Genomic DNA, 19216 nt, shown 5'->3' with positions numbered 1-19216 from the left:
TAGTAAGATGCGGGAAACGAATTTTCTGATCCCGCATCAGCGTCAATGTATATTGACGCCGGCCATTACATATGATAACACCATTCCGGCGAGAGTACAAATAAAAATAGGGCTGACCTAATGATCAGCCCTGAAAAAAGCTTTTTGCTTTAGACCGGATATGCTCCGTTCTCCGTATCAGCTACAGTAGCGTCAACTTTCGTCTGCTGTGCTTCTCTGTATTTGAAGAAGTCAACAGCAACCTGCGGGAAGAGCGCGTATGTCAGCACATCCTCATCCTGCTGGATCCAGCGCTCGCACTCTTTGCGGAGTGTATCGAGCTCGTTGGGGATCAGGTCGGCCGGACGGCATGTGATGATCTCTGCATCCTCTCCGAGGATCTTCTTCTGAATTTCCGGATTTACCGGTTTTACAGTAGCACCGTACTTTCCTGCAAGAATATCTTTTGTCTCCTTTGTTGCCATCTTGTAGCGCTCTCCCATCAGCACGTTGAACACAGCCTGTGTTCCGACGATCTGTGAAGACGGTGTAACAAGCGGCGGCTCACCGAGGTCTTTGCGGACACGCGGTACTTCCTCAAGCACATCGTAGAACTTGTCCTCCGCACCCTGCTCTTTGAGCTGAGATGTGAGGTTGGAAAGCATTCCTCCGGGAACCTGATACAGAAGTGTCTTGATGTTGACTCCCAGATTCGTCGGATTGAGAAGTCCTGATTTAAGCGCCTCATCTCTGATCGGACGGAAGTAATCCGCAATCTCAGCAAGAAGTTTCTGATCAAGGCCTGTATCGTACTCTGTACCCTTAAATGTCTCAACCATAACCTCTGTCGCCGGCTGGGATGTTCCGAGCGCGAACGGAGAAATTGCCGTATCAATGATGTCAGCTCCTGCCTCAACAGATTTCAAATATGTCATTGCAGCGACACCGGATGTGTAGTGGGTGTGCATCTCGATCGGGATGTCAACCGCTTCTTTGAGTGCGGTCACAAGCTCTGTTGCCTGGTACGGGCAGAGAAGACCTGCCATATCCTTTACGCAGATGGAGTTGGCTCCCATGTCTTCGATTCTCTTTGCCAGGTCTACCCAGTAGTCAAGAGTATAAGCGTCCCCCAGTGTGTAGGACATTGCAACCTGTGCGTGAGCCTTCTCCTTGTTTGCTGCGGTTACGGCTGTCTGAAGATTTCTGATATCATTCAGGCAGTCGAAGATACGGATGATGTCGATTCCGTTTGCAACGGATTTCTGAACGAAATACTCTACAACATCGTCAGCGTACGGACGGTATCCAAGGATATTCTGTCCGCGGAACAGCATCTGAAGTTTTGTGTTTTTGAATCCGTCGCGGAATTTGCGGAGTCTTTCCCACGGATCTTCTTTCAGGAAACGCAGGGAAGCGTCAAATGTCGCTCCGCCCCAGCACTCTACCGCGTGATATCCGACCTTGTCCATTTTGTCAATGATCGGGAGCATCTGTTCTGTGGTCATTCTGGTGGCAATCAGGGACTGATGTGCGTCACGCAGAATTGTTTCTGTTATTTTAACTGGTTTTTTTCCAATTTCTGCCATTGATTTGTCCTCCATTTACTACTTAACGCCAAAGATAGCCATAAACGTTCCGGCTGCGACAGCCGTACCGATAACACCTGCCACGTTTGGTCCCATCGCGTGCATCAGCAGGAAGTTGGTCGGGTCAGCTTCAGATCCGACTTTCTGAGAAACACGTGCCGCCATAGGAACGGCAGACACACCGGCGGAACCGATCAGCGGATTTACCTTGCCTTTTGATGCCCAGCACATCAGTTTTCCGAACAGGACGCCTGCTGCTGTACCGAATGCGAACGCAATCAGACCGAGGATAACGATCTTGATTGTATCCATGTTAAGGAAGGCCTCGGCACTTGTCGTAGCACCTACGGAAGTACCCAGCAGGATAACAACGATATACATCAGCGCGTTTCCGGCTGTATCTGTCAGCTGTCTTACGACACCGGACTCTTTGAACAGGTTACCAAGCATAAGCATACCTACCAGCGGAGCTGTTGTAGGAAGGATCACACATACAACGATAGTGATGATGATCGGGAAGAGGATTTTCTCCAGCTTGGATACCGGACGAAGCTGCTCCATTTTGATCTTACGTTCTTTCTCAGTTGTCAGAAGCTTCATGATCGGGGGCTGGATAATCGGTACAAGGGACATGTACGAGTACGCAGCCACAGCGATCGGTCCGAGAATTGCCGTCTGTTCCAGTTTTCCTGCAAGGAAGATGGAAGTCGGTCCGTCAGCCCCGCCGATAATGGAGATGGCAGCCGCGGCTCTGTCGGAGAACCCCATTGCCATGGCGCCCAGATAAGCGGCAAAAATACCAAACTGAGCGGCAGCACCGAGAAGGAAACTCTTCGGGTTCGCGATCAGCGGTCCGAAGTCTGTCATCGCACCGACTCCAAGGAAGATCAGGGACGGCAGAATCGACCATTCATCAAGTACATAGAAATAATACAAAAGTCCGCCCGTTCCGTTGGACGCTTCTTCGGGGGAGATCATGATATCCGGATAGATATTCACGAGCAGCATACCGAAGGCGATCGGGACAAGCAGCAGCGGCTCAAAGCCGTGTCTGATTGCCAGATAGAGAAAGATGCAGGCAACACCGATCATGACCAGGTTTCCGACAGTCAGATTCATGAAAGCGGTCTGCTCAACAAGATTCCCCAGTGTAGTTGAAATATATTCCATTTGTCAAACCTCCTGGTGGTAACTAGTTTAATGTAGCCAGTACTGCTCCTGCCTCAATTGCGTCGCCGACTGCTACATCAATGCTGGCAATGGTTCCCGCTTCCGGGGCAACAACCGGGATCTCCATCTTCATTGCTTCAATGATAACGACAGCGTCACCGGCCTGAACGCTCTGTCCGACCTTTGTCGGAATCTGGTATACTTTTCCAGCAGCGCCAGCCTTTACCTGGATACTTCCTGCGCCTGCTGCTTTCGGTGCTGCTGCGGGAGCCGCCTTGGGAGCTGCCTTTGGTGCAGCCTTCGGAGCTGCTGCAGGTGCCGGAGCCGCACCGGCGCCGTTTTCTTCTACTGTTACATCATATACATTACCGTTCACTGTGATGGTATAATTTTTCATTTTCGAATCCTCCTGATTATGATTAATTCCATTTATTCGATTTTCTTCTTCTGATTGATCTTACAACAAATCCATCTGTGGACGTTCCCTCTGATGCCGCAACCGCAGCAGCGATTACCGCAACAAGCTCACTGTCATCCGTTTCATCTGCTGCTTCTGCCGCCGCAGGTGCCGGAGCAGGTGCGGAAGCTGATTCCGGAGCTGCCTTTTCAGCTGCCGGAGCTTTCCGGAACTTCTTCTCAAGTGCCGGAAGGAACTTCAGCAGAGAGATTACAAATGAAAGGAAGATCAGGACCACAAATACAGTACCCATGCCGAGAATCGTATTCAGGCCGGCCTTCTGGAGAATCTCGCCGATGGAATACTCAGCACTGACTGTGATGCTGTCCATGTTCAGCTCATCATCAAATGCGAACTGAATGGAAGCGCTGCGGTCTTCATACTCTGCGTCAGCTGTAAGCGTTACGCCGTCGTTTGTCGTTTCGGCGGTGTACTCACCGGTTATTCCCACGAAAGCTCCGCACTCATCCTCCCCTGCCTGCCATGCGTTGATCATGGCAAGGAAATTCTCTCCGCTGACCGGAACGCCTGCGTTGAGGAGCGTCAGATCAAGTTCAAGATCCGACATCTCAGAAAATGCTGCCAGATCTTCATCTGACATCGAGCTGAAATTCGTGACGATAAAATCGGCGTACTGCTCAAGCTCTTCCTGATTATATTCTGTCGTGGACGTGCTGCTGCATCCCGTTACTCCAAGGACGAGGACGAGAGCAAGCCCTGCTAAACTGATTTTTTTCTTCACTTCGCCTCACCTCACTAAACCGTACCGTGTTTTTTGTCCGGCAGGTTCTCTCTCTTTGTGAACAGCATCTCAAATGCTCCGATCACATATTTCCTTGTGTCCGCCGGCTCGATGATGGCATCTACATACCCTCTTCCCGCCGCTGACTGTGGGCTGGACTGGAGCTCTCTGTACTGCGCCGCTTTCTCTTTCAGAGTGGAAGCATCCGCGTCAGCATACATGATCTTAGCCGCAAGATCCGCATCCATCATGCCGATCTGCGCATCCGGCCATGCGTATACCATGTCCGCTCCGATGGATTTGCTGTTCATCGCAACATAAGCGCTTCCGTAAGCCTTTCCGATGATAACATTTACTTTCGGAACCGTTGCGTTTGCAAAGGTATAAGTCATTCTTGCAACTGCCCTTGCCATATTCTTCTCAGACTCAACAGTCGCAGCAAAGCCTGCCACGTTTGTGAATGTGAGGACCGGAATGGAGAAGGCATCACAGAAGTTTACAAAATCGATGGCTTTCTTGCATCCGTCTACTGTCAGCGCACAGTCAAAGGATGCTTCCTCAGAGCCGTCCTCGCCGTAGATCACCGTACGGTTTGCGACAGCGCCTACTGTCATGCCGTTTAAGCGGATGAACCCTGTCACCATCTCTTTTGCGTAGTCTTTCTTCATTTCCATGAAGATCTGATCGTCTGCAATCTGAGAAATAACAATGGATGTATCTCCGACAGCATTCGCGATATCAGCACATGCGCGGTTGAGATCGTCTGTACACTCTTCATAGGAGAGATCATCTTCATAATTTGCCGGAATCATGCAGATCAGAGAACGGATCTGTCCGAGAATCTCCTCCTCAGAGCCGGTTCCGTCTACAAGTCCTGCTGTCGCGCTCTGATACTGCGCGCTTGAAGTATCGCATCTGGAGATCTCGTTTCCCTCCAGTGCGTTCGGAGAATTTACAAAGAGTTTTCCTTCCTTCTCCTCCATGAAAGTAAAGTCGGCCAGTCCCGGAACTACTGCAAGCCCGCCTCCGCACATGCCAAAGATCGCAGCAATCTGCGGTACAACTCCGGAAGCCATGGTCTGCTTGTAATAGAGGCTTCCGAATGCTTCAAGAGCGTCTGTGGCCTCCTGAAGTCTTAATCCGGCACAGTCGATCAGTCCGACTACCGGCGCGCCCATTTTCATCGCCATGTCATAAATACCGGCAATTTTTTTCGCGTGCATCTCGCCCATTGCGCCGCCAAGAACTGATGCATCCTGGCTGTACACATACACGAGGTTGCCGTCGATTACTCCGTATCCGGTGATGACACCATCGGAAGGAGTCTCTTTGTCCTGCAGGTTGAAATCAGTGCTTCTTGCAGTAACAGCACCGCCGATTTCAACAAAGCTGCCCTCATCAAGCAAAGTGGCAATACGTCTGCTTGCTGAGTTTCCTGTTGCATTGTAGCTCATATTCTAGCCCTCCATATTGAAAAAATTTGTTTAAATAAACCATAATTTCTGCCTATTCTAGTATATAACAGCGGAAAGCGAATTTCAATTCAAAATTCATCATATCTGACAATTTTTTCACATTTTCTTTCCCGTTATCCGTCAGAAGGCACATTCGTGATTGGAACCGCCGCCACGGTCCCGGGCGGGTTCCCGACTTCCGGGGCCTGCCAGAGCAAAAACAGCCGGCGGTTTTGAAATTCCGGCGGCTGTTTTTGCTTTTCATCACTTTTTCATTTACAGTTTATGTTCTTGTCTTTATTTCCGGTTTCGGTACTGTACGGGGGTGATATTGTACATTTTCTTGAATACCCGGTTGAAATGTTCCACATTCTGGTATCCGACAGACTCTGCAATGCTTTCAACCGTCGCACTGCTGCTCTTTAACATGGCCCGCGCCTTTTTCATACGCACCTTCTTCAGTATATCGCCGAATGTCATGCCCGACTTTTCCTTAATATATTTGGAGAGATACGGTTTGGACAGAAAGAATTTTTCTGAGAGATCATCCAGTGTGATATCCTTATAATTTGCGTAAATGTAGTTGGTGATCTCCAGAAGGCGCTCATCCTTTCCGCCTTCGGAATTTGCGATCTCAGGTATTTTGTTTACCGCGACAACAAGAGCTTCAATGGAAGCTTTGATAATATCGGCGTCAATGCCGACACCCCAGTAGCGTTTTTTATTGCAGACAACACCCACATACGCCACCGCTCTGGAAGAAGATCCTCTTGTCAGTGAATGTTCCTCGTAAAATGCAAGCTCATAGCTGACGTCAAAGTAGTGTTTGATGGCATTGCTCACGGCGTCGAGACGTCCGTTGCCGACGCCCATGATCTTAAGCGCGTTTCCGTTGTGATGGATCGTCGCCTCGGCGATAATGCCGTCTTCCTGTTTGAAATGGCACTCATCCGCGGTAAATATCGGCTTGGCATTGATATAATTGTCCTCGAAAATATGAAATACCCAGTCCGGATTCAGCTCCCTGTGCGCTTTGTCCGAGACGTCTTTTACAAGGTATCCGACCTCTTCTTTCATCTTTTCCGGCAGACTGATGCCAAAGCTCTGCTTTAAGATGTAATTTACGCCGCCCTTTCCGGACTGGCTGTTGATCCGGATAACATCGGAATCGTATCTGCGTCCCACATCCTGGGGATCGATGGGAAGGTACGGCACAGTCCATTTGTCCGGATTGTGCTCCTCCCTCCAGGACATTCCCTTTGCGATGGCATCCTGATGGGAGCCGGAAAATGCGGTAAAGACAAGTTCTCCTGCATATGGCTGGCGCGGAGAAACTTTCATCCTGGTCACTCTTTCATATATTTCCACGATATCGCTCATATTGGAGAAGTCGAGCATCGGATCCACTCCCTGGGAAAACATGTTCATGGCCAGTGTGATGATATCGACATTTCCTGTTCTCTCGCCGTTGCCGAAGAGGGTTCCCTCGATCCGGTCCGCACCTGCAAGGATACCGAGCTCTGCGTCGCTGACACCGGAGCCGCGGTCGTTGTGCGGATGAAGGGAGAGGATGACGCTGTCGCGGTGGATCAGATGTTTGTTGAAATATTCCACCTGGCTCGCGAATACATGCGGCATTGCGTTTTCCACCGTCGTCGGAAGATTGATGATCGCCTTGTTCTTCTTCGTGGGTTTCCAGATATCAAGCACTGCGTTGCACACTTCCAGCGCGTAGTCTACTTCGGTTCCCTGGAAACTCTCCGGACTGTATTCGAACGTAAAGTTTCCGTCCGTCTGATCCGCAAGCTCTTTTAAAAGTTTTGCTCCGTCTGTCGCAATCTTCTTGATTTCTTCCTTGTTTTTGCGGAATACCTGTTCTCTCTGAGCGACAGATGTGGAATTGTATACATGTATAATCGCATGCGGCGCTCCTTTTACTGCTTCAAATGTCCTCTTTATAATATGTTCTCTTGCCTGAGTCAGCACCTGGATCGTGACATCGTCCGGGATCATGTTCTGCTCGATCAGCGTCCTCAGAAACTGGTACTCCGTCTCAGAAGCGGCCGGGAAACCGACCTCGATGACTTTGAATCCTACATCGACGAGAAGCTGGAAAAACTCCAGTTTCTCATCCAGACTCATAGGTTCGATCAGAGCCTGGTTTCCGTCTCTCAAGTCCACGCTGCACCACCCCGGCGCCTTGTCAATATAATCCTTTTTCACCCAGTCATAGCATGGCTCCGGCGGCATAAAATATGTCCGTTCGTATTTTCTGTAATTTTCCATTTTCGCACATCTCCTTATATTTAATCAATTTCATTGCTTTTTTTTATTCTCACATATACTAACACAGGATTGTGCGATATTCCAGTGGCAAAATTAATCATTTTGATTGATGTATTTTAATATCACATAATTCATGCATACAGCAAAGGTCCTTGTGCTCACATCTTGTTCTGCCAGAAGCGGATATGAGGCAACTTCTGTTCCGTCAAGCGTCCACGTACAGACTCCAAGCTGGTCTCCTCTGTGAACGGGAGCAGCCACACTCTGATCAAGAGCGAGTTTCATCCGCAGTTCTTCCCCGTTCTTTTTCAGGATTTTCTCAGTTTCTCCCGCCGCGGTGACTTTGATCTTTACCGGGAAGGCTGACGGGTATCCTCCGGTGTAACCGTCTGTCACGTATACGGCTTCCTCTTCTGCCGCTGTTTCTGTCTGCCCGGGAGTGATCTCTTCGTAGTGCCAGTTATTCATGGCGTAAGTCATAAGTGTTCTCGTATCTGACCACTTGTAACCTTTGTTGTTTGGCCAGCCGCAGGCCAGAAGGGCGACGATAAAGGTACGGCCTTCGCTTTCAAGCGCGCCCACGTAGCAGTAGCCGGCATTGTTTGTAAATCCGGTTTTTCCCGTCAGAGCGCCTTCCATCATGCTGAGAAACGCGTTGTGGTTTGTGCAGGAATATGTACTGGTTCCCTGACAGTCAGAAAATGTGTGGGATTCTGTCCGGGTGATCGCAAGAAATTCTTCCTTTGCCGGAGATTCTGTGATGCAGTAGCGCATGATAAGGGCCAGATCTTCCGCTGTCGTGTGGTGAATCCCGTTTTCATCCTGCGCGTCGAGCCCGTTCGGCGTGATGAAATACGTGTCACGGCATCCGATCTCTTCCGCCTTTACGTTCATCAGATCCTGAAAGGCACCGACGCTTCCGGATATATGTTCTGCTATGGACACAGCTGTGTCATTATGTGACTCCAGCATAAGCGAGTAAAGAAGATCCTCCAGAATAAATGTCTGTCCCGGCTGCATCCCGAGTCTGACTTCCGGCTGAGAGGAGGCTTCCTGACTGACAGTTACCTCCTCGGCCGGATCTGTATTTTCAAGGGCGAGAATGCAGGTCATTATCTTTGTTGTGCTTGCCATGGGGGCCGGTTTCTGTCCGCTCTTTGAAAATAAAACACGCCCTGTCCCTGCGTCCATAAGGACAGCAAAGCGGGCGTATAGTTCTGACGGCCTGATTTCTTCAGATCCTGTCTCTTCCGACTCCTGCGCGCATACGAAACACGGTGTCGTCTGAGAAAGAACTGTGGCCGTCAGAAAGAAAATGAACATTTTTTTCACGAATCCGATTTTTTTCACGGCGAAAGACTCCTCCGCGAATGATCTCAGTCAGATTATATGCAGCAGAAGCCGCGGAAAGAACAAGTCTGCCGGATAAATCTGCCGGAGATCAGAAATCTGTCAGATATCAAGCTTCAGCTGAGCTTCGTCTTCCGCTTCCTCTTTGAAATGTTCGATCTGTTCCTCATTCAGCACCGGAAGTTCATCAATAGAATGAACGCTGAAACGGCGGAGAAACTCTTCTGTCGTTCCAAACAGAATGGGACGTCCGGGCGCGTCCAGCCTTCCTGCCTCTTCCACAAGCCCGTACTCCACAAGTTTGTTCACCGCATGGTCTGACTTGACTCCGCGGATCTTCTCGATCTCCAGCTTGGTGACAGGCTGGCGGTATGCGATGATGGATAATGTTTCAAGAAGCACGTCTGTGAGCACATATCTGCGGGGCTGCTTTGCCACCCGGATCAGGTACTCGTACATTTCTTTTTTCGTGCAGAACTGAAACGAATTATCAAGCTCAATGATCCGGATTCCGCGGTCTTCCGCCTCATACCGGTCCATCATATTGTGAATAATCTTTCGGGTGGTCGCCTCGTCATGCCCGATTGCGGCCGCAATCTTTTCAAGTTCCACCGAGTCGCCCATTGTAAAGAGGATTGCCTCGATGGCTGCCTGAAGTTTTTCAATTTCCATTTGCGTCCCCCGTCCTTTCAATCATGATATCTCCGCAGGTGTAATCCTGGCTCACACGGATTTCCCCTAACTTCATCATCTCCAGAATGGCAAGGAACGTCACAACAACATGCATCTTGCTGTGCTGCTCTGTCAGAAGCTGGCGAAAGCTGAACGTGCGGTGTGCAGACATGTATACATGTATGTAATTGAATTTTTCTGAGAGAGATACCTCTTCTTTTTCGATTTTTCCGAATTTACTTCTCACAGGATCGATTTTGTCGTTCTGGCGCTTCATAACTTCCTGAAAAATCGCGTTCAGACGGGTGAGCGTCAGCCCGTCGAGAAGCTGGTCGAGATTGACCGGCTCTACATACTCCTGCACTTCTTCCGGGACAGTCGGCCCTTTGTAGAAAAACATATCCGAATCCGTCTCACGGTCCCTGAGCTGGTATGCCATATACTTGTACATCTTGTACTGCAGAAGCTGTTCTACGAGTTCCTGTCTGGGATCTTCCTCCTCGCCTTCTTCTGTCACTTCCTTCGGAAGGAGCATACGGCACTTGATGTCGAGAAGTGTTGCCGCCATGACGAGAAATTCGCTCATGACGTTTAAGTCTTCCCTCTGCATCTGGCGGATGTATTCCATATACTGGTTTGTAATCTCCACGATCGGTATGTCATAGATATCTATTTTGTTTTTGTCAATCAGATGAAGCAGAAGGTCGAGCGGACCTTCAAACACTTCCAGTTTCACAGGAATTCCCATAATCTCTCCTCTGATATTGCCCTGTATAAGCGGCGGATGAATGTACCAGTATTTCATTATACGGGAATGCAGAACGTTTTACAATGATTTTTTCGTTTTCATGCGGATACGGATGGAGACAACCTCAGGAACGTTAAACAGACGGATATTCAGAGTGTGTGACCCAAGTCCCCTGCTCACGATCACTGTCTGATTTCCCTCCCGGCGCATCTCTCCGCAGTATTTCGGAAAGAGAAAGCCCTGGGGTGTGATGATTCCGCCGATCCCCGGAATCCGTACAAGACCTCCGTGAAGATGCCCGGACAGAATCAGGTCCGCACCCCAGTCTTTGCAGGCATCCATATAAGCCGGATTGTGGGCGAGAAGGATATTATACGCATCCGCCTGCGGACTGCCAAGCCGGCGCTCCAGATCTCTCTTTTTTACAGGAGCTTTCCGGAACTTCAGATACGTGGAGACCGGCAGCTCGAGTCCGTGAACGGCAAACACTGTACCGTCCGGCATCGGGATTCGGATGCTTTCGTTTTCAAGAAGCGTAATTCCGCAGTCCAAAAGTTCTGATTTGTAATCGTCATAGGACGAATCATAGATCTCGGGAGCTTCCTTCATGCGCTGCTCATGATTCCCATTTGCGTACACAACCGGGCATACGGACGGGAGACGTTTAAGAAGAGCGAGAGCATTTTCATATGCGCACCCTTTCTTCCCGACGAGCATATCGCCTCCGACCAGGATCAGATCAGGGTGCTCTTCTTTCACGGCCTGAAAAAGCCGGTCATTGTTTTCCCCGTAACAGCAGTCGTGAAGATCGCTCAGGAAAAGGATCTTCACGTCAGCACCGTCGGGCAGTTTTTCAGAGCTCACATCATAGCGGGTCACGCAGAATGTGTGAAGCTCTCTGTGTATTTCAGCTGTCAGTACTGCCGCAAGGATGACGGCAAGGACAGCCGGAATAATCAATATAAATGGCAAAGTCATAAGTTACAGTTCCTCTCGTATCAGAGCGTGTTCTCGAAAGAATCAATGTTGCTGATTTTTCCGATTACGACAAGAATGTCGCCCTCCGTGAACCGATGGGAAGGGCTGACCTCGATTGTCGTCTCATTTTCATTCTCGATTGCGATAATATTCAGCTTGAATTTCCGGCGGATCTGTGTCTCCTCTACCGTTTTCCCAACGAGAGCCTCCGTCACCATAATCTGGCGGATTTCCACATCATTAATAAGAGACACATAGTCGAGAAAACTCCCGGAAAGAAGACGTTTTCCAAGCCGGAGCGCCATATCGCGCTCCGGGTAGACAACCTCCGCGCCAAGCTTTTTTAAAACGGTGCCCTGTTCCGCGCTGAGCGACTTGGAGATCACCCGCGGAACGCCCATCTCAATAACGCTCATTGTCGTCAGAATGCTGACGTCCGTCTTCTCACCGATACATATAATGACAACGTCACAGTTTTGAATGCCGATCTCTTTTAATGTTTCTGTATTTAAATTGTCCGCAACAAACGCGTACTCTGTATACTGGCGCATCTCTTTGATCTTATTTTCATCCTGGTCCACAACAATGACCTCGTTGTCTGACTGTGCAAGCATAACGGCAAGCGCTTCTCCAAAGCGCCCGAGACCGATCACACCGTACACTGTATTCTGCCTCTTTTTCATAATATATCCTCCTCTCTGAAACCAGCCCGATTTGTCATCCGGTCATCTATCCGGCTATCAGGCGGATCATTCACATTTCCTGTCAGCCGATCACTACCTGCTCTGTTGAATAGCGCGCGTTTGGTTCCGCACGGTCAATCCACATGGAAAGGAGGGTGAACGCCCCTACTCTTCCCGTAAACATAACAAATATAATTACAAGTTTTCCCGCCACACTCAGATCCGGCGTAATCCCTGTGGACAATCCCACTGTGCCGAATGCGGACACGACCTCAAAGAACAGCTGAATAAAACTGTACTGAGGCTCCAGAACACACATAAGGAATACGGCCGCACACACAACGCACATGGACAGCATCGTAATAAGGAATGCCCTGCCAATATTCTCCCTTGATATACTGCGGCGGAATGCATGCGGGTTCTTCTTTGTGAACATTCCGCGCATTTCCTGAAGCATTACAAAAAAAGTGCTTGTCTTGATGCCGCCTCCGGTCGATCCTGGCGACGCGCCGATAAACATCAGAACACAGAGAACGAAAAGTCCGGCGTCCGTAAACTCTCCGATAGAATATGTGGAGAATCCGGCTGTTCTTGCAGACACACTGTGGAAAAACGCTCCCATCCAGGAAATATCTTCCGTGGCTTTCAGAAGAAGCGTTCCGACGATCAGAAGAACGGCGCTTGTTGTTATGACAACTTTTGAGTGAAGCGACAGCTTTTTAAATGAGCGTTGATTCGCAATGTCGAGAATCACGAGAAAGCCGAGTCCACCGAAAATGATCAGTCCGCATGTCGTAAGATTGAGCAGAATATCTTTCTGATAAGGGATCAGATTCCGCAGACCGCCAAGTATGTCAAAGCCTGAGTTGTTGAATGCGGCAATCGAGTGGAACAAACTGATTCCAAGCGCGTGAAGCGGAGGATAATCCTGGCTGAATACAAGGAAACTTAAGAGCGCCCCCGCCGCTTCAAAGCTTATGGTCAGAATCAGAACTGACTTGACAAGGCGGACAATCCCCCTGTAGTTGTCCACGTTCAGTGCCTCTTTGACAAGGAAGCGGCTTTTAATGCTCACCCGTTTTCCTGCGGCGATCATCAGTCCCACTCCAATCGATGTCACGCCAAGTCCGCCGATCTGAACAAGACCGGCGACGACAGCCTGTCCAAAAGCAGTAAAGTGATCCGCCGTATCAATCGCGATAAGACCGGTCACGCATACCGCGCTTGTCGAGGTAAAGAGCGCGTTTATCAAAGAAACTTCCGCATTATCTTTCACCGAAACCGGCAGAAGTAAAAGACAGGTTCCAAGCAGAATGGCGATGGCGAAGCCCATTGCGATCACTCTGCCCGGAGGCTGTCTTTTTATAAATAGGTAAATTGATTTTCTGACTGTATTCATGACATAATAACCTGCCTTTAAATCCTTTTTCTCCGGAAATTAATTACCACGATAGCATCAAATACAGCAGGTGTCAATACCGTTATGCGCTAAGATACAGCAAGAAAAATTTACGCAGATTCTAAAGCATCAGTCCGGCAAACGCATCCGAGAGATAGTCGAATAATGATGCTTTCCCGACAGATTGTGCGGCGAGCAGATCTGCGCTTCCGATCTCCTCCCCGTCAAGGGAATACACAATCCTGCCGATTACGTCTCCTTTCTTTACGGGAGCACTGATTTTCTCATCCATCCGGATTGTTTTTTCCACGCGTTTCAAATCCGCGCCAGAGGTATCAAGCCATGTAAATGTACCGGCACGCTCAACGGGAACGGTATCTTCCACGCCGCCCTCCACCTGTGCTTCGGAAATTCGGGGCACTTCTTCATCTGTATAAAGCTGGCACTTGCCAAATCCGTAGTTTAAAAGTGTTACCGCATCGGCAAAGCGGTCTTTGGAATTATCAGCAGCCATAATGACTGCGATCAGTTCCACTCCGTTTTTTTCTGCTGTAGCTGAAACGCAGAATTTTGCCTCTCCGGTGGAGCCGGTCTTCAGACCTGTGGCGTACTCGTACTGCCTTACCAGTTTGTTTGTATTAGTAAGGCCGAACTCGGAAGTACCTTTTGCGGTTTCGTGAATGATGTTTTCCATCCAGATCATGGAATAGTCGTGGATCTGCGGGTATTTTCCGATCAGTTCCCGGGACATAAGAGCGATATCCCGGGCGCTGGTTACATGTCCTTCCGTGTCCAGGCCGTTGCAGTTTACAAAGTTTGTGTTTTCCATGCCAAGCCCTGTCGCGCGTTCATTCATGTGTCTTACAAACTCCTCTTCGCTTCCGCATATGTATTCGGCCATGGCTACACAGGCATCATTTGCACTTGCCACGGCAATACATTTGAGCATGGTGTCCACGGTCTGTGTCTCGCCCGGTTCCAGAAACACCTGGGATCCTCCCATCGACGCGGCGTACTCGGATACTGTGACCTCATCTTCCAGCCGGATCGTCCCCTCCTCGAGCGCATCGAAGATCAGCAGCATCGTCATGACTTTTGTCACACTGGCCGGAGGACGGGCAGTGTCCGCATCTTTTTCGTACAGCACCGTCCCGGTAGATGCTTCCATCAGAATGGCGGACGGCGCGGTAATCTCCGGTCCCGTCTGTGTTTCTCCGGTTTCTTCCGCCTCTGTCTCTCCTGTTTCTGTTTCTCCTGCTTCCGCCTCATCTGTTTCTGACTCTGCTTCTTCCTCTGCATGTACAGTCTGCGGATTCCGGAAAGAGTCAGTATCTGCCGGATCAACCGGAAAAAGTACTGCAGGGGAAGGCAGGGAAACGATCAGTACAAAAAGAAACAGTGCCGATATGACCGGGGAAATCAATCTTTTCATAGCTGTCATCAACTCCGTTCATTCGTCTGTTATCAATATAAGCGGAACCCTCCGGAAATATGCCGGTAAACGGCAGAGATTCCAGAGCTTTTTCCGGCCTTTCATACGATTGACTTTTTGACGCCTCCGTCGTATATTAAATGAGGGGATGTCCGTATTTTTCAGTGCGGATTATGGTTTAATTAATGAGGAGGAACGGATGAATTCGCATACTTATTATGATGTGTTAGGTGTTTCAAGAGATGCGACTTTAGAAGAGATCACAACGGCAAAAAATGCGCTGGCAAAGGTGTACCACCCGGACGCCAACGTCCATAAAGACATTGATACGACCGCATTTATGCAGGAGATACTGGAAGCGTACCGGGTACTCTCGAATCCGGAAAAGAGACAGGCATATAATCAGGAAATGTTCGGGGAAATCCCCGGGGCTCCGAAAAGAGTGTTCCGTACATTCACTGTGGGGCCTGAAGATGACGAGGACGAGAGTATTTCGTTTGTTACATACTGGAATGCGGCAAATCAGCTTAACGAACTGCTCGCACGGAGTGTCCGCCTGATGAAACGGGAAAATCAGAAAAAGAAACTCCCGGAAAGGATCTTCAAAAAGATCGGAAAAGCCCGGCCGCAGGATAACACTCTGCGTATCCGGCAGATCGAGAAGCTTTCTCTGCAGGCTGCGCGGTATATCACCGTGCTTAAGATGGCAGGAATCCCGATGCAGTACTGGAATTCCGATGCCATGAACTGGATTCTCATCCGCTGGGGGCAGAAACAGACTGTTGACTTCCACACTCTGTTCGCCCGCTATGACGCCTATGTCGAAGAGACAAAGTCCAGTTCTGAAAAAATGAAACTGAAAAGCAGAAACCGTCAGTTCCATCAGGATCTGAAAAAACTGCTTTCCTACGCTTTAGAGGCGTAGGAGACATTCATTCATGAGGGCTTCACAGCCCTCTTTTACGTCCCGGTAAGTGGCATCAAAGTCTCCAGTATACCAGGGGTCCGCGATATCCTGCCCTCTGCGGTCTGTAAAATCGAGAAGCTTTGATACTTTCCCGTCCGGATCGCCGCCCAGAATGCGGAGGATGTTTTTAATATTCCATGAATCCATACCGATTATATAGTCAAAGTCTCTGTACTCTTCCCGCCGAAGCTGGCGCGCGCGGTGGTCTCCGCACGGTATTCCGACCTCGCGGAGCTTTCCGCGGGTGCCGTAGTGAACCGGGTTCCCGATCTCCTCGCGGCTTGTGGCTGCGGAGTCGATGTAAAATGAATCTGTAAGGTCTGCATTGTCGACCAGGTACTGCATGACGTACTGGGCCATGGTGGAACGACAGATATTGCCGTGGCAGACGAATAGTATTTTTATCATATCTCTTATATCCTTTCAAAAGCCTTCAAACCTTGATATTACGGGCTTTCCGGCGCTTTTTTCAATTTTTGTGTTTTGCCTTAAATTCACGTTATTCTTCGTAAATCTACGCAAATTCACGGGCAAATGGTGTAGTAAGTGGTGTAGTAACTCTGTTCAATTTCAGCCTGATTTTCTCTGCTTTTCCGGCGTGACAGTTCCCTTGAAATCTATGATTTTCGCCATCTGCTCCGCTGCCCGGTCATAGCTGGCGTGAGTGTAGACATTCAGCGTCACTCCCACATCAGAGTGTCCCATCACATACTGCAAGGTCTTTATATCCATACCGGCGTTTGCCATATTGGTACAGAAAGTATGGCGGAACACATGGGGCGTGATATGCGGCAGCGGCTTGTCCGGGTACAGCTTCTTGTACTTTTTCATCGCCCAGCGCATTTCATTTTCGATATGCAACGCCACCTTGGGCTTGTCGTCCTTATCCAGCAGCAGAAAGCCGCTGTACCCGTCTACAATGATTTCCGTCTTTATCTTCCTGCGGCGTTCAAGGATACTGTTCAGACTTTGATAGACTTCCTCTGTCATGGGAATAAAGCGGCATCCGCACTCCGTCTTGGTTTTCTCGACATAATACTTTCCGCCCCGTTCCCGGACAAGCTGGTGGTCTACCCGGATTCGCCGGTTTTCAAAATCCAAATCACTTTTTGTAAGGCCGCAAAATTCACTGACACGCATACCCGTTCCCAGCAGCACGACAAATTCATCATAATACTTGGCATAGGTTTTATCCTCCCGGATAAAGCCCATCCAAATCTCCTGCTGTTCCTCCGTCATGGCAATCCGCTTCTGTGAGTCATTGGGAACCACGTCCACTAATTTGAAGTCAAAAGGATTGCGGCGGATAATATCCTCGTTGTATGCCATCTGAAAAGCGGGTTTCACAACGCCCCTGACACTGGTGATGGTGCTGTACCCTTTCCCGTCACTGTGGAGCTTCATAATCCACTTTTGCGCGTCTGATACCTTAATATCCCCTATCTGCCGGTAGCCAAAATCTTCTTTCTTAATCAGGTTCAGAACAAAATTGTAACCGACTTTGGTATTGTAGCGCACGCCCTGTTTTAAGCTGATATAGCGTTCCACAAGGGCAATCACGGTTGCCTTTCCAGCAGCATAGTCAATCCCTTCATCAAGCTGCTTCTGGATTTCTTTTTCCTTTTCCCGCAGTTCCTTCAAATCAGAGGAATAGATGGTCTGCCGTTTACCTCGAATGTCTGTATAGCGGTACTGATAAATCAGGTCTTTTCTTTGGCTCTCTCCTGTCCGCAGGATTCTTCCTTTATGGTCTTTGCGTTTCTCGGACATTGTCAAACTCCTTTCCGTGATGGAAAGAGCCTTGATATGACATAATCATTGTATCATATCAAGTGCTGCTTTCACATCACAAATTTCAAATGGAATACTCCTGCTCAATGAATTTATCAAATAGACGGCGTTTTATCAGGCGCTTGCTCCCCACCCACAAAACAAATTGACAATTTTGCTCACTGGTAAGGTCGCGCAGCTTGTTGATACCAATTCCTGAATATGCCGCAGCTTCTTCTAAGGTTAAATTACTCTTTTCCCAAATTGGGACTTCTTTCATAGGCAATACTCCTTTCAGTCGGTAATCAGTTTCTTCATGCTATCCATTTTCCGCTGCGCGGTTTCCTGCCGGAAATTCTCGCCGGTAAAACGTACTGGGACGCACATGGAAAGCAGCCGGTCATAAATCCGGGAATGGGCGGTGTCCTCCGGGTTTCTTGCCGCATGAGCGCGGCAGGGATAAGCGGCGCAAGCCGCAAAGCAGGGTTTGGGGAAGGCACTCCCCAACAAGTTTCCCGCGAGGGGCAAAACCGCAGAATTGCGGATTTTGGCACCGTGGTAGAAACTTGCTCTGTAACTGCCGCAGATTGCCCCCTGTCTGGTTCTTTCGTACATAGAACGGACAGAACAGAGGTTGCGGCCCGCTGTTGGCGGTCTTTTTTCCTTTCCGCTAAAGATACATTTCAAAGGCCGCCAGCTACCCGCTGGACGGGGATTTTTCAAAATTTCTTTTGCTTTAAGTAATCCGGGTAGCAGGATTTTGGCAACCGGCGGGGCAGAGAATTTTTCCTTTCACTCCCTACACCACCGCGTTTTGAAATTCGCCAAACAAAACAGCTTATTTTCTCTTTGCTTCTTACTACGGACAAAAATCAAAAATGCCAAACGCCGGGGCAGAAAAATTTCTCCCTCACTTACTACTACAATCTGAACAGGGCAAAATGGCCGGGAACGGAACCGGGACAACAAAAAAAGCAGCAAATCTTTTTCAGACTTACTGCTTTCACTGGCCGCCAGTGGGCGGCTGGTATTCAGTTTTTCAGCTTATCGGTCAAAACGAAACTTGAATAGCACGGCAATTAGCTTCTGCTTCACATAGTCCTCAACCTCGGCGTTGACTTTCCCGTGTACTTTGGAACAGTAGCGGATATATCCGGCGTAGTGGGAAAGAACGGCGTCGATTGCGTCCGGGTCACCCTCATGGGCTTTGACGATTGTTTCATAAGGGAGAAGTTTACTCATAACGTTTTCCCTCCATAAGCCGCCGTAGCCGTTTTAGGGCAAGCTGGATATGCCGCCCCGCTGTGCTGCGTGTCCGGCCGATATGTACGCCGATCACACGCTGCGGCTGGCGCAGGAAGTAATAGCGGAAAATTTCTTCCTGTGCCTGCTCCGGCAAGAGGGCAAGGGCGGCGGTGCAATTTGCGCCGAGCAGCGGCCACTGGTGCGTTTGCCAGCGGCCACTCGGCGGAGCACAACGGCCACCCTTATTAAGGCTTTTCGATAGGCTGAATGACAACAATGTAGTGCTTCGTTGCCCTCT

At 49.3% G+C, this 19216-nt stretch carries 18 protein-coding genes and 2 pseudogenes; 1 reads left to right on the top strand and 19 read right to left on the bottom strand.

What is annotated here, in order from left to right:
• Nucleotides 1-149: 149 nt before the first annotated feature.
• The 13 genes from LKD70_RS01290 to LKD70_RS01230 form a co-directional block, all read right to left on the bottom strand.
• Complete coding sequence (locus LKD70_RS01290) at nt 150-1565, bottom strand: oxaloacetate decarboxylase subunit alpha (protein ID WP_227706253.1); 1416 nt, start codon at nt 1563-1565, stop codon at nt 150-152.
• A gap of 18 nt (nt 1566-1583) precedes the next feature.
• The gene (locus LKD70_RS01285) at nt 1584-2735 is read right to left on the bottom strand and encodes a sodium ion-translocating decarboxylase subunit beta (RefSeq protein ID WP_227706252.1); all 1152 of its coding nucleotides are present in this window, start codon (nt 2733-2735) and stop codon (nt 1584-1586) included.
• Nucleotides 2736-2757: 22 nt separating this feature from the next.
• Complete coding sequence (locus tag LKD70_RS01280) at nt 2758-3132, bottom strand: acetyl-CoA carboxylase biotin carboxyl carrier protein subunit (protein WP_227706251.1); 375 nt, start codon at nt 3130-3132, stop codon at nt 2758-2760.
• 22 nt (nt 3133-3154) lie between these two features.
• Entirely contained in the window at nt 3155-3934 is a 780-nt protein-coding gene (locus LKD70_RS01275; protein ID WP_227706250.1) for an OadG family transporter subunit, read from the bottom strand.
• Between the two features lie 14 nt (nt 3935-3948).
• Entirely contained in the window at nt 3949-5388 is a 1440-nt protein-coding gene (locus LKD70_RS01270) for an acyl-CoA carboxylase subunit beta (protein WP_227706249.1), read from the bottom strand.
• 297 nt (nt 5389-5685) lie between these two features.
• Nucleotides 5686-7674 carry a 2-isopropylmalate synthase gene (locus LKD70_RS01265; RefSeq protein ID WP_227706248.1) on the bottom strand — a complete coding sequence of 663 codons (1989 nt, stop codon included), beginning with the start codon at nt 7672-7674 and terminating at the stop codon, nt 5686-5688.
• Between the two features lie 93 nt (nt 7675-7767).
• Nucleotides 7768-9024: a D-alanyl-D-alanine carboxypeptidase family protein gene (locus LKD70_RS01260; RefSeq protein WP_227706247.1), complete on the bottom strand. Its 1257-nt coding sequence runs from the start codon at nt 9022-9024 to the stop codon at nt 7768-7770.
• Nucleotides 9025-9126: 102 nt separating this feature from the next.
• Nucleotides 9127-9696, bottom strand: a complete 570-nt coding sequence (scpB, locus tag LKD70_RS01255) for an SMC-Scp complex subunit ScpB (RefSeq protein ID WP_227706246.1) — start codon at nt 9694-9696, stop codon at nt 9127-9129.
• The gene (locus tag LKD70_RS01250) at nt 9686-10444 is read right to left on the bottom strand and encodes a segregation and condensation protein A (RefSeq protein ID WP_227706245.1); all 759 of its coding nucleotides are present in this window, start codon (nt 10442-10444) and stop codon (nt 9686-9688) included. Before LKD70_RS01250 ends, scpB begins: the two co-directional genes overlap by 11 nt.
• 78 nt (nt 10445-10522) lie before the next feature.
• A complete protein-coding gene (locus LKD70_RS01245) occupies nt 10523-11422 on the bottom strand; it encodes a metallophosphoesterase (RefSeq protein WP_227706244.1) in 900 nt (299 codons plus the stop codon).
• A 20-nt stretch (nt 11423-11442) separates the two neighbouring features.
• Nucleotides 11443-12105, bottom strand: coding sequence for a potassium channel family protein (locus LKD70_RS01240; protein ID WP_227706243.1), 663 nt, complete (start codon nt 12103-12105; stop codon nt 11443-11445).
• A gap of 82 nt (nt 12106-12187) precedes the next feature.
• Nucleotides 12188-13504, bottom strand: a complete 1317-nt coding sequence (locus LKD70_RS01235) for a TrkH family potassium uptake protein (protein WP_227706242.1) — start codon at nt 13502-13504, stop codon at nt 12188-12190.
• A gap of 121 nt (nt 13505-13625) precedes the next feature.
• Complete coding sequence (locus LKD70_RS01230; protein ID WP_227706241.1) at nt 13626-14936, bottom strand: D-alanyl-D-alanine carboxypeptidase family protein; 1311 nt, start codon at nt 14934-14936, stop codon at nt 13626-13628.
• Nucleotides 14937-15135: 199 nt separating this feature from the next.
• On the opposite strand from LKD70_RS01230, the gene LKD70_RS01225 reads away from it, so the two are divergent.
• Nucleotides 15136-15861, top strand: a complete 726-nt coding sequence (locus LKD70_RS01225) for a DnaJ domain-containing protein (RefSeq protein ID WP_227706240.1) — start codon at nt 15136-15138, stop codon at nt 15859-15861.
• Here the strand turns inward: LKD70_RS01225 and LKD70_RS01220 are convergent.
• The 6 genes and pseudogenes from LKD70_RS01220 to LKD70_RS01195 form a co-directional block, all read right to left on the bottom strand.
• Nucleotides 15850-16311, bottom strand: a complete 462-nt coding sequence (locus LKD70_RS01220; protein WP_227706239.1) for a low molecular weight protein-tyrosine-phosphatase — start codon at nt 16309-16311, stop codon at nt 15850-15852. The two genes, LKD70_RS01225 and LKD70_RS01220, sit on opposite strands and share 12 nt — an antisense overlap.
• A gap of 162 nt (nt 16312-16473) precedes the next feature.
• Nucleotides 16474-17673, bottom strand: a complete 1200-nt coding sequence (locus LKD70_RS01215; protein ID WP_227706238.1) for a site-specific integrase — start codon at nt 17671-17673, stop codon at nt 16474-16476.
• Between the two features lie 85 nt (nt 17674-17758).
• Nucleotides 17759-17953 (bottom strand): excisionase, encoded by a 195-nt coding sequence (locus tag LKD70_RS01210; RefSeq protein ID WP_150310285.1) that lies wholly within the window; start codon nt 17951-17953, stop codon nt 17759-17761.
• A 14-nt stretch (nt 17954-17967) separates the two neighbouring features.
• A pseudogene (locus tag LKD70_RS01205) lies at nt 17968-18108 on the bottom strand (ATP-binding protein); the annotation flags it as partial.
• Nucleotides 18109-18717: 609 nt separating this feature from the next.
• Nucleotides 18718-18915, bottom strand: a complete 198-nt coding sequence (locus LKD70_RS01200) for a helix-turn-helix domain-containing protein (RefSeq protein ID WP_191493669.1) — start codon at nt 18913-18915, stop codon at nt 18718-18720.
• A pseudogene (locus LKD70_RS01195) lies at nt 18908-19216 on the bottom strand (hypothetical protein); the annotation flags it as partial. The pseudogene LKD70_RS01195 and the gene LKD70_RS01200, both read right to left, overlap by 8 nt.

It is taken from the genome of Ruminococcus turbiniformis, assembly GCF_020687545.1.
GTDB lineage: Bacteria > Bacillota > Clostridia > Lachnospirales > Lachnospiraceae > Mediterraneibacter > Mediterraneibacter turbiniformis.
The sequence above is the reverse complement of the archived record's forward strand: the minus strand, read 5'-3'. Positions and strand labels throughout refer to the sequence as shown.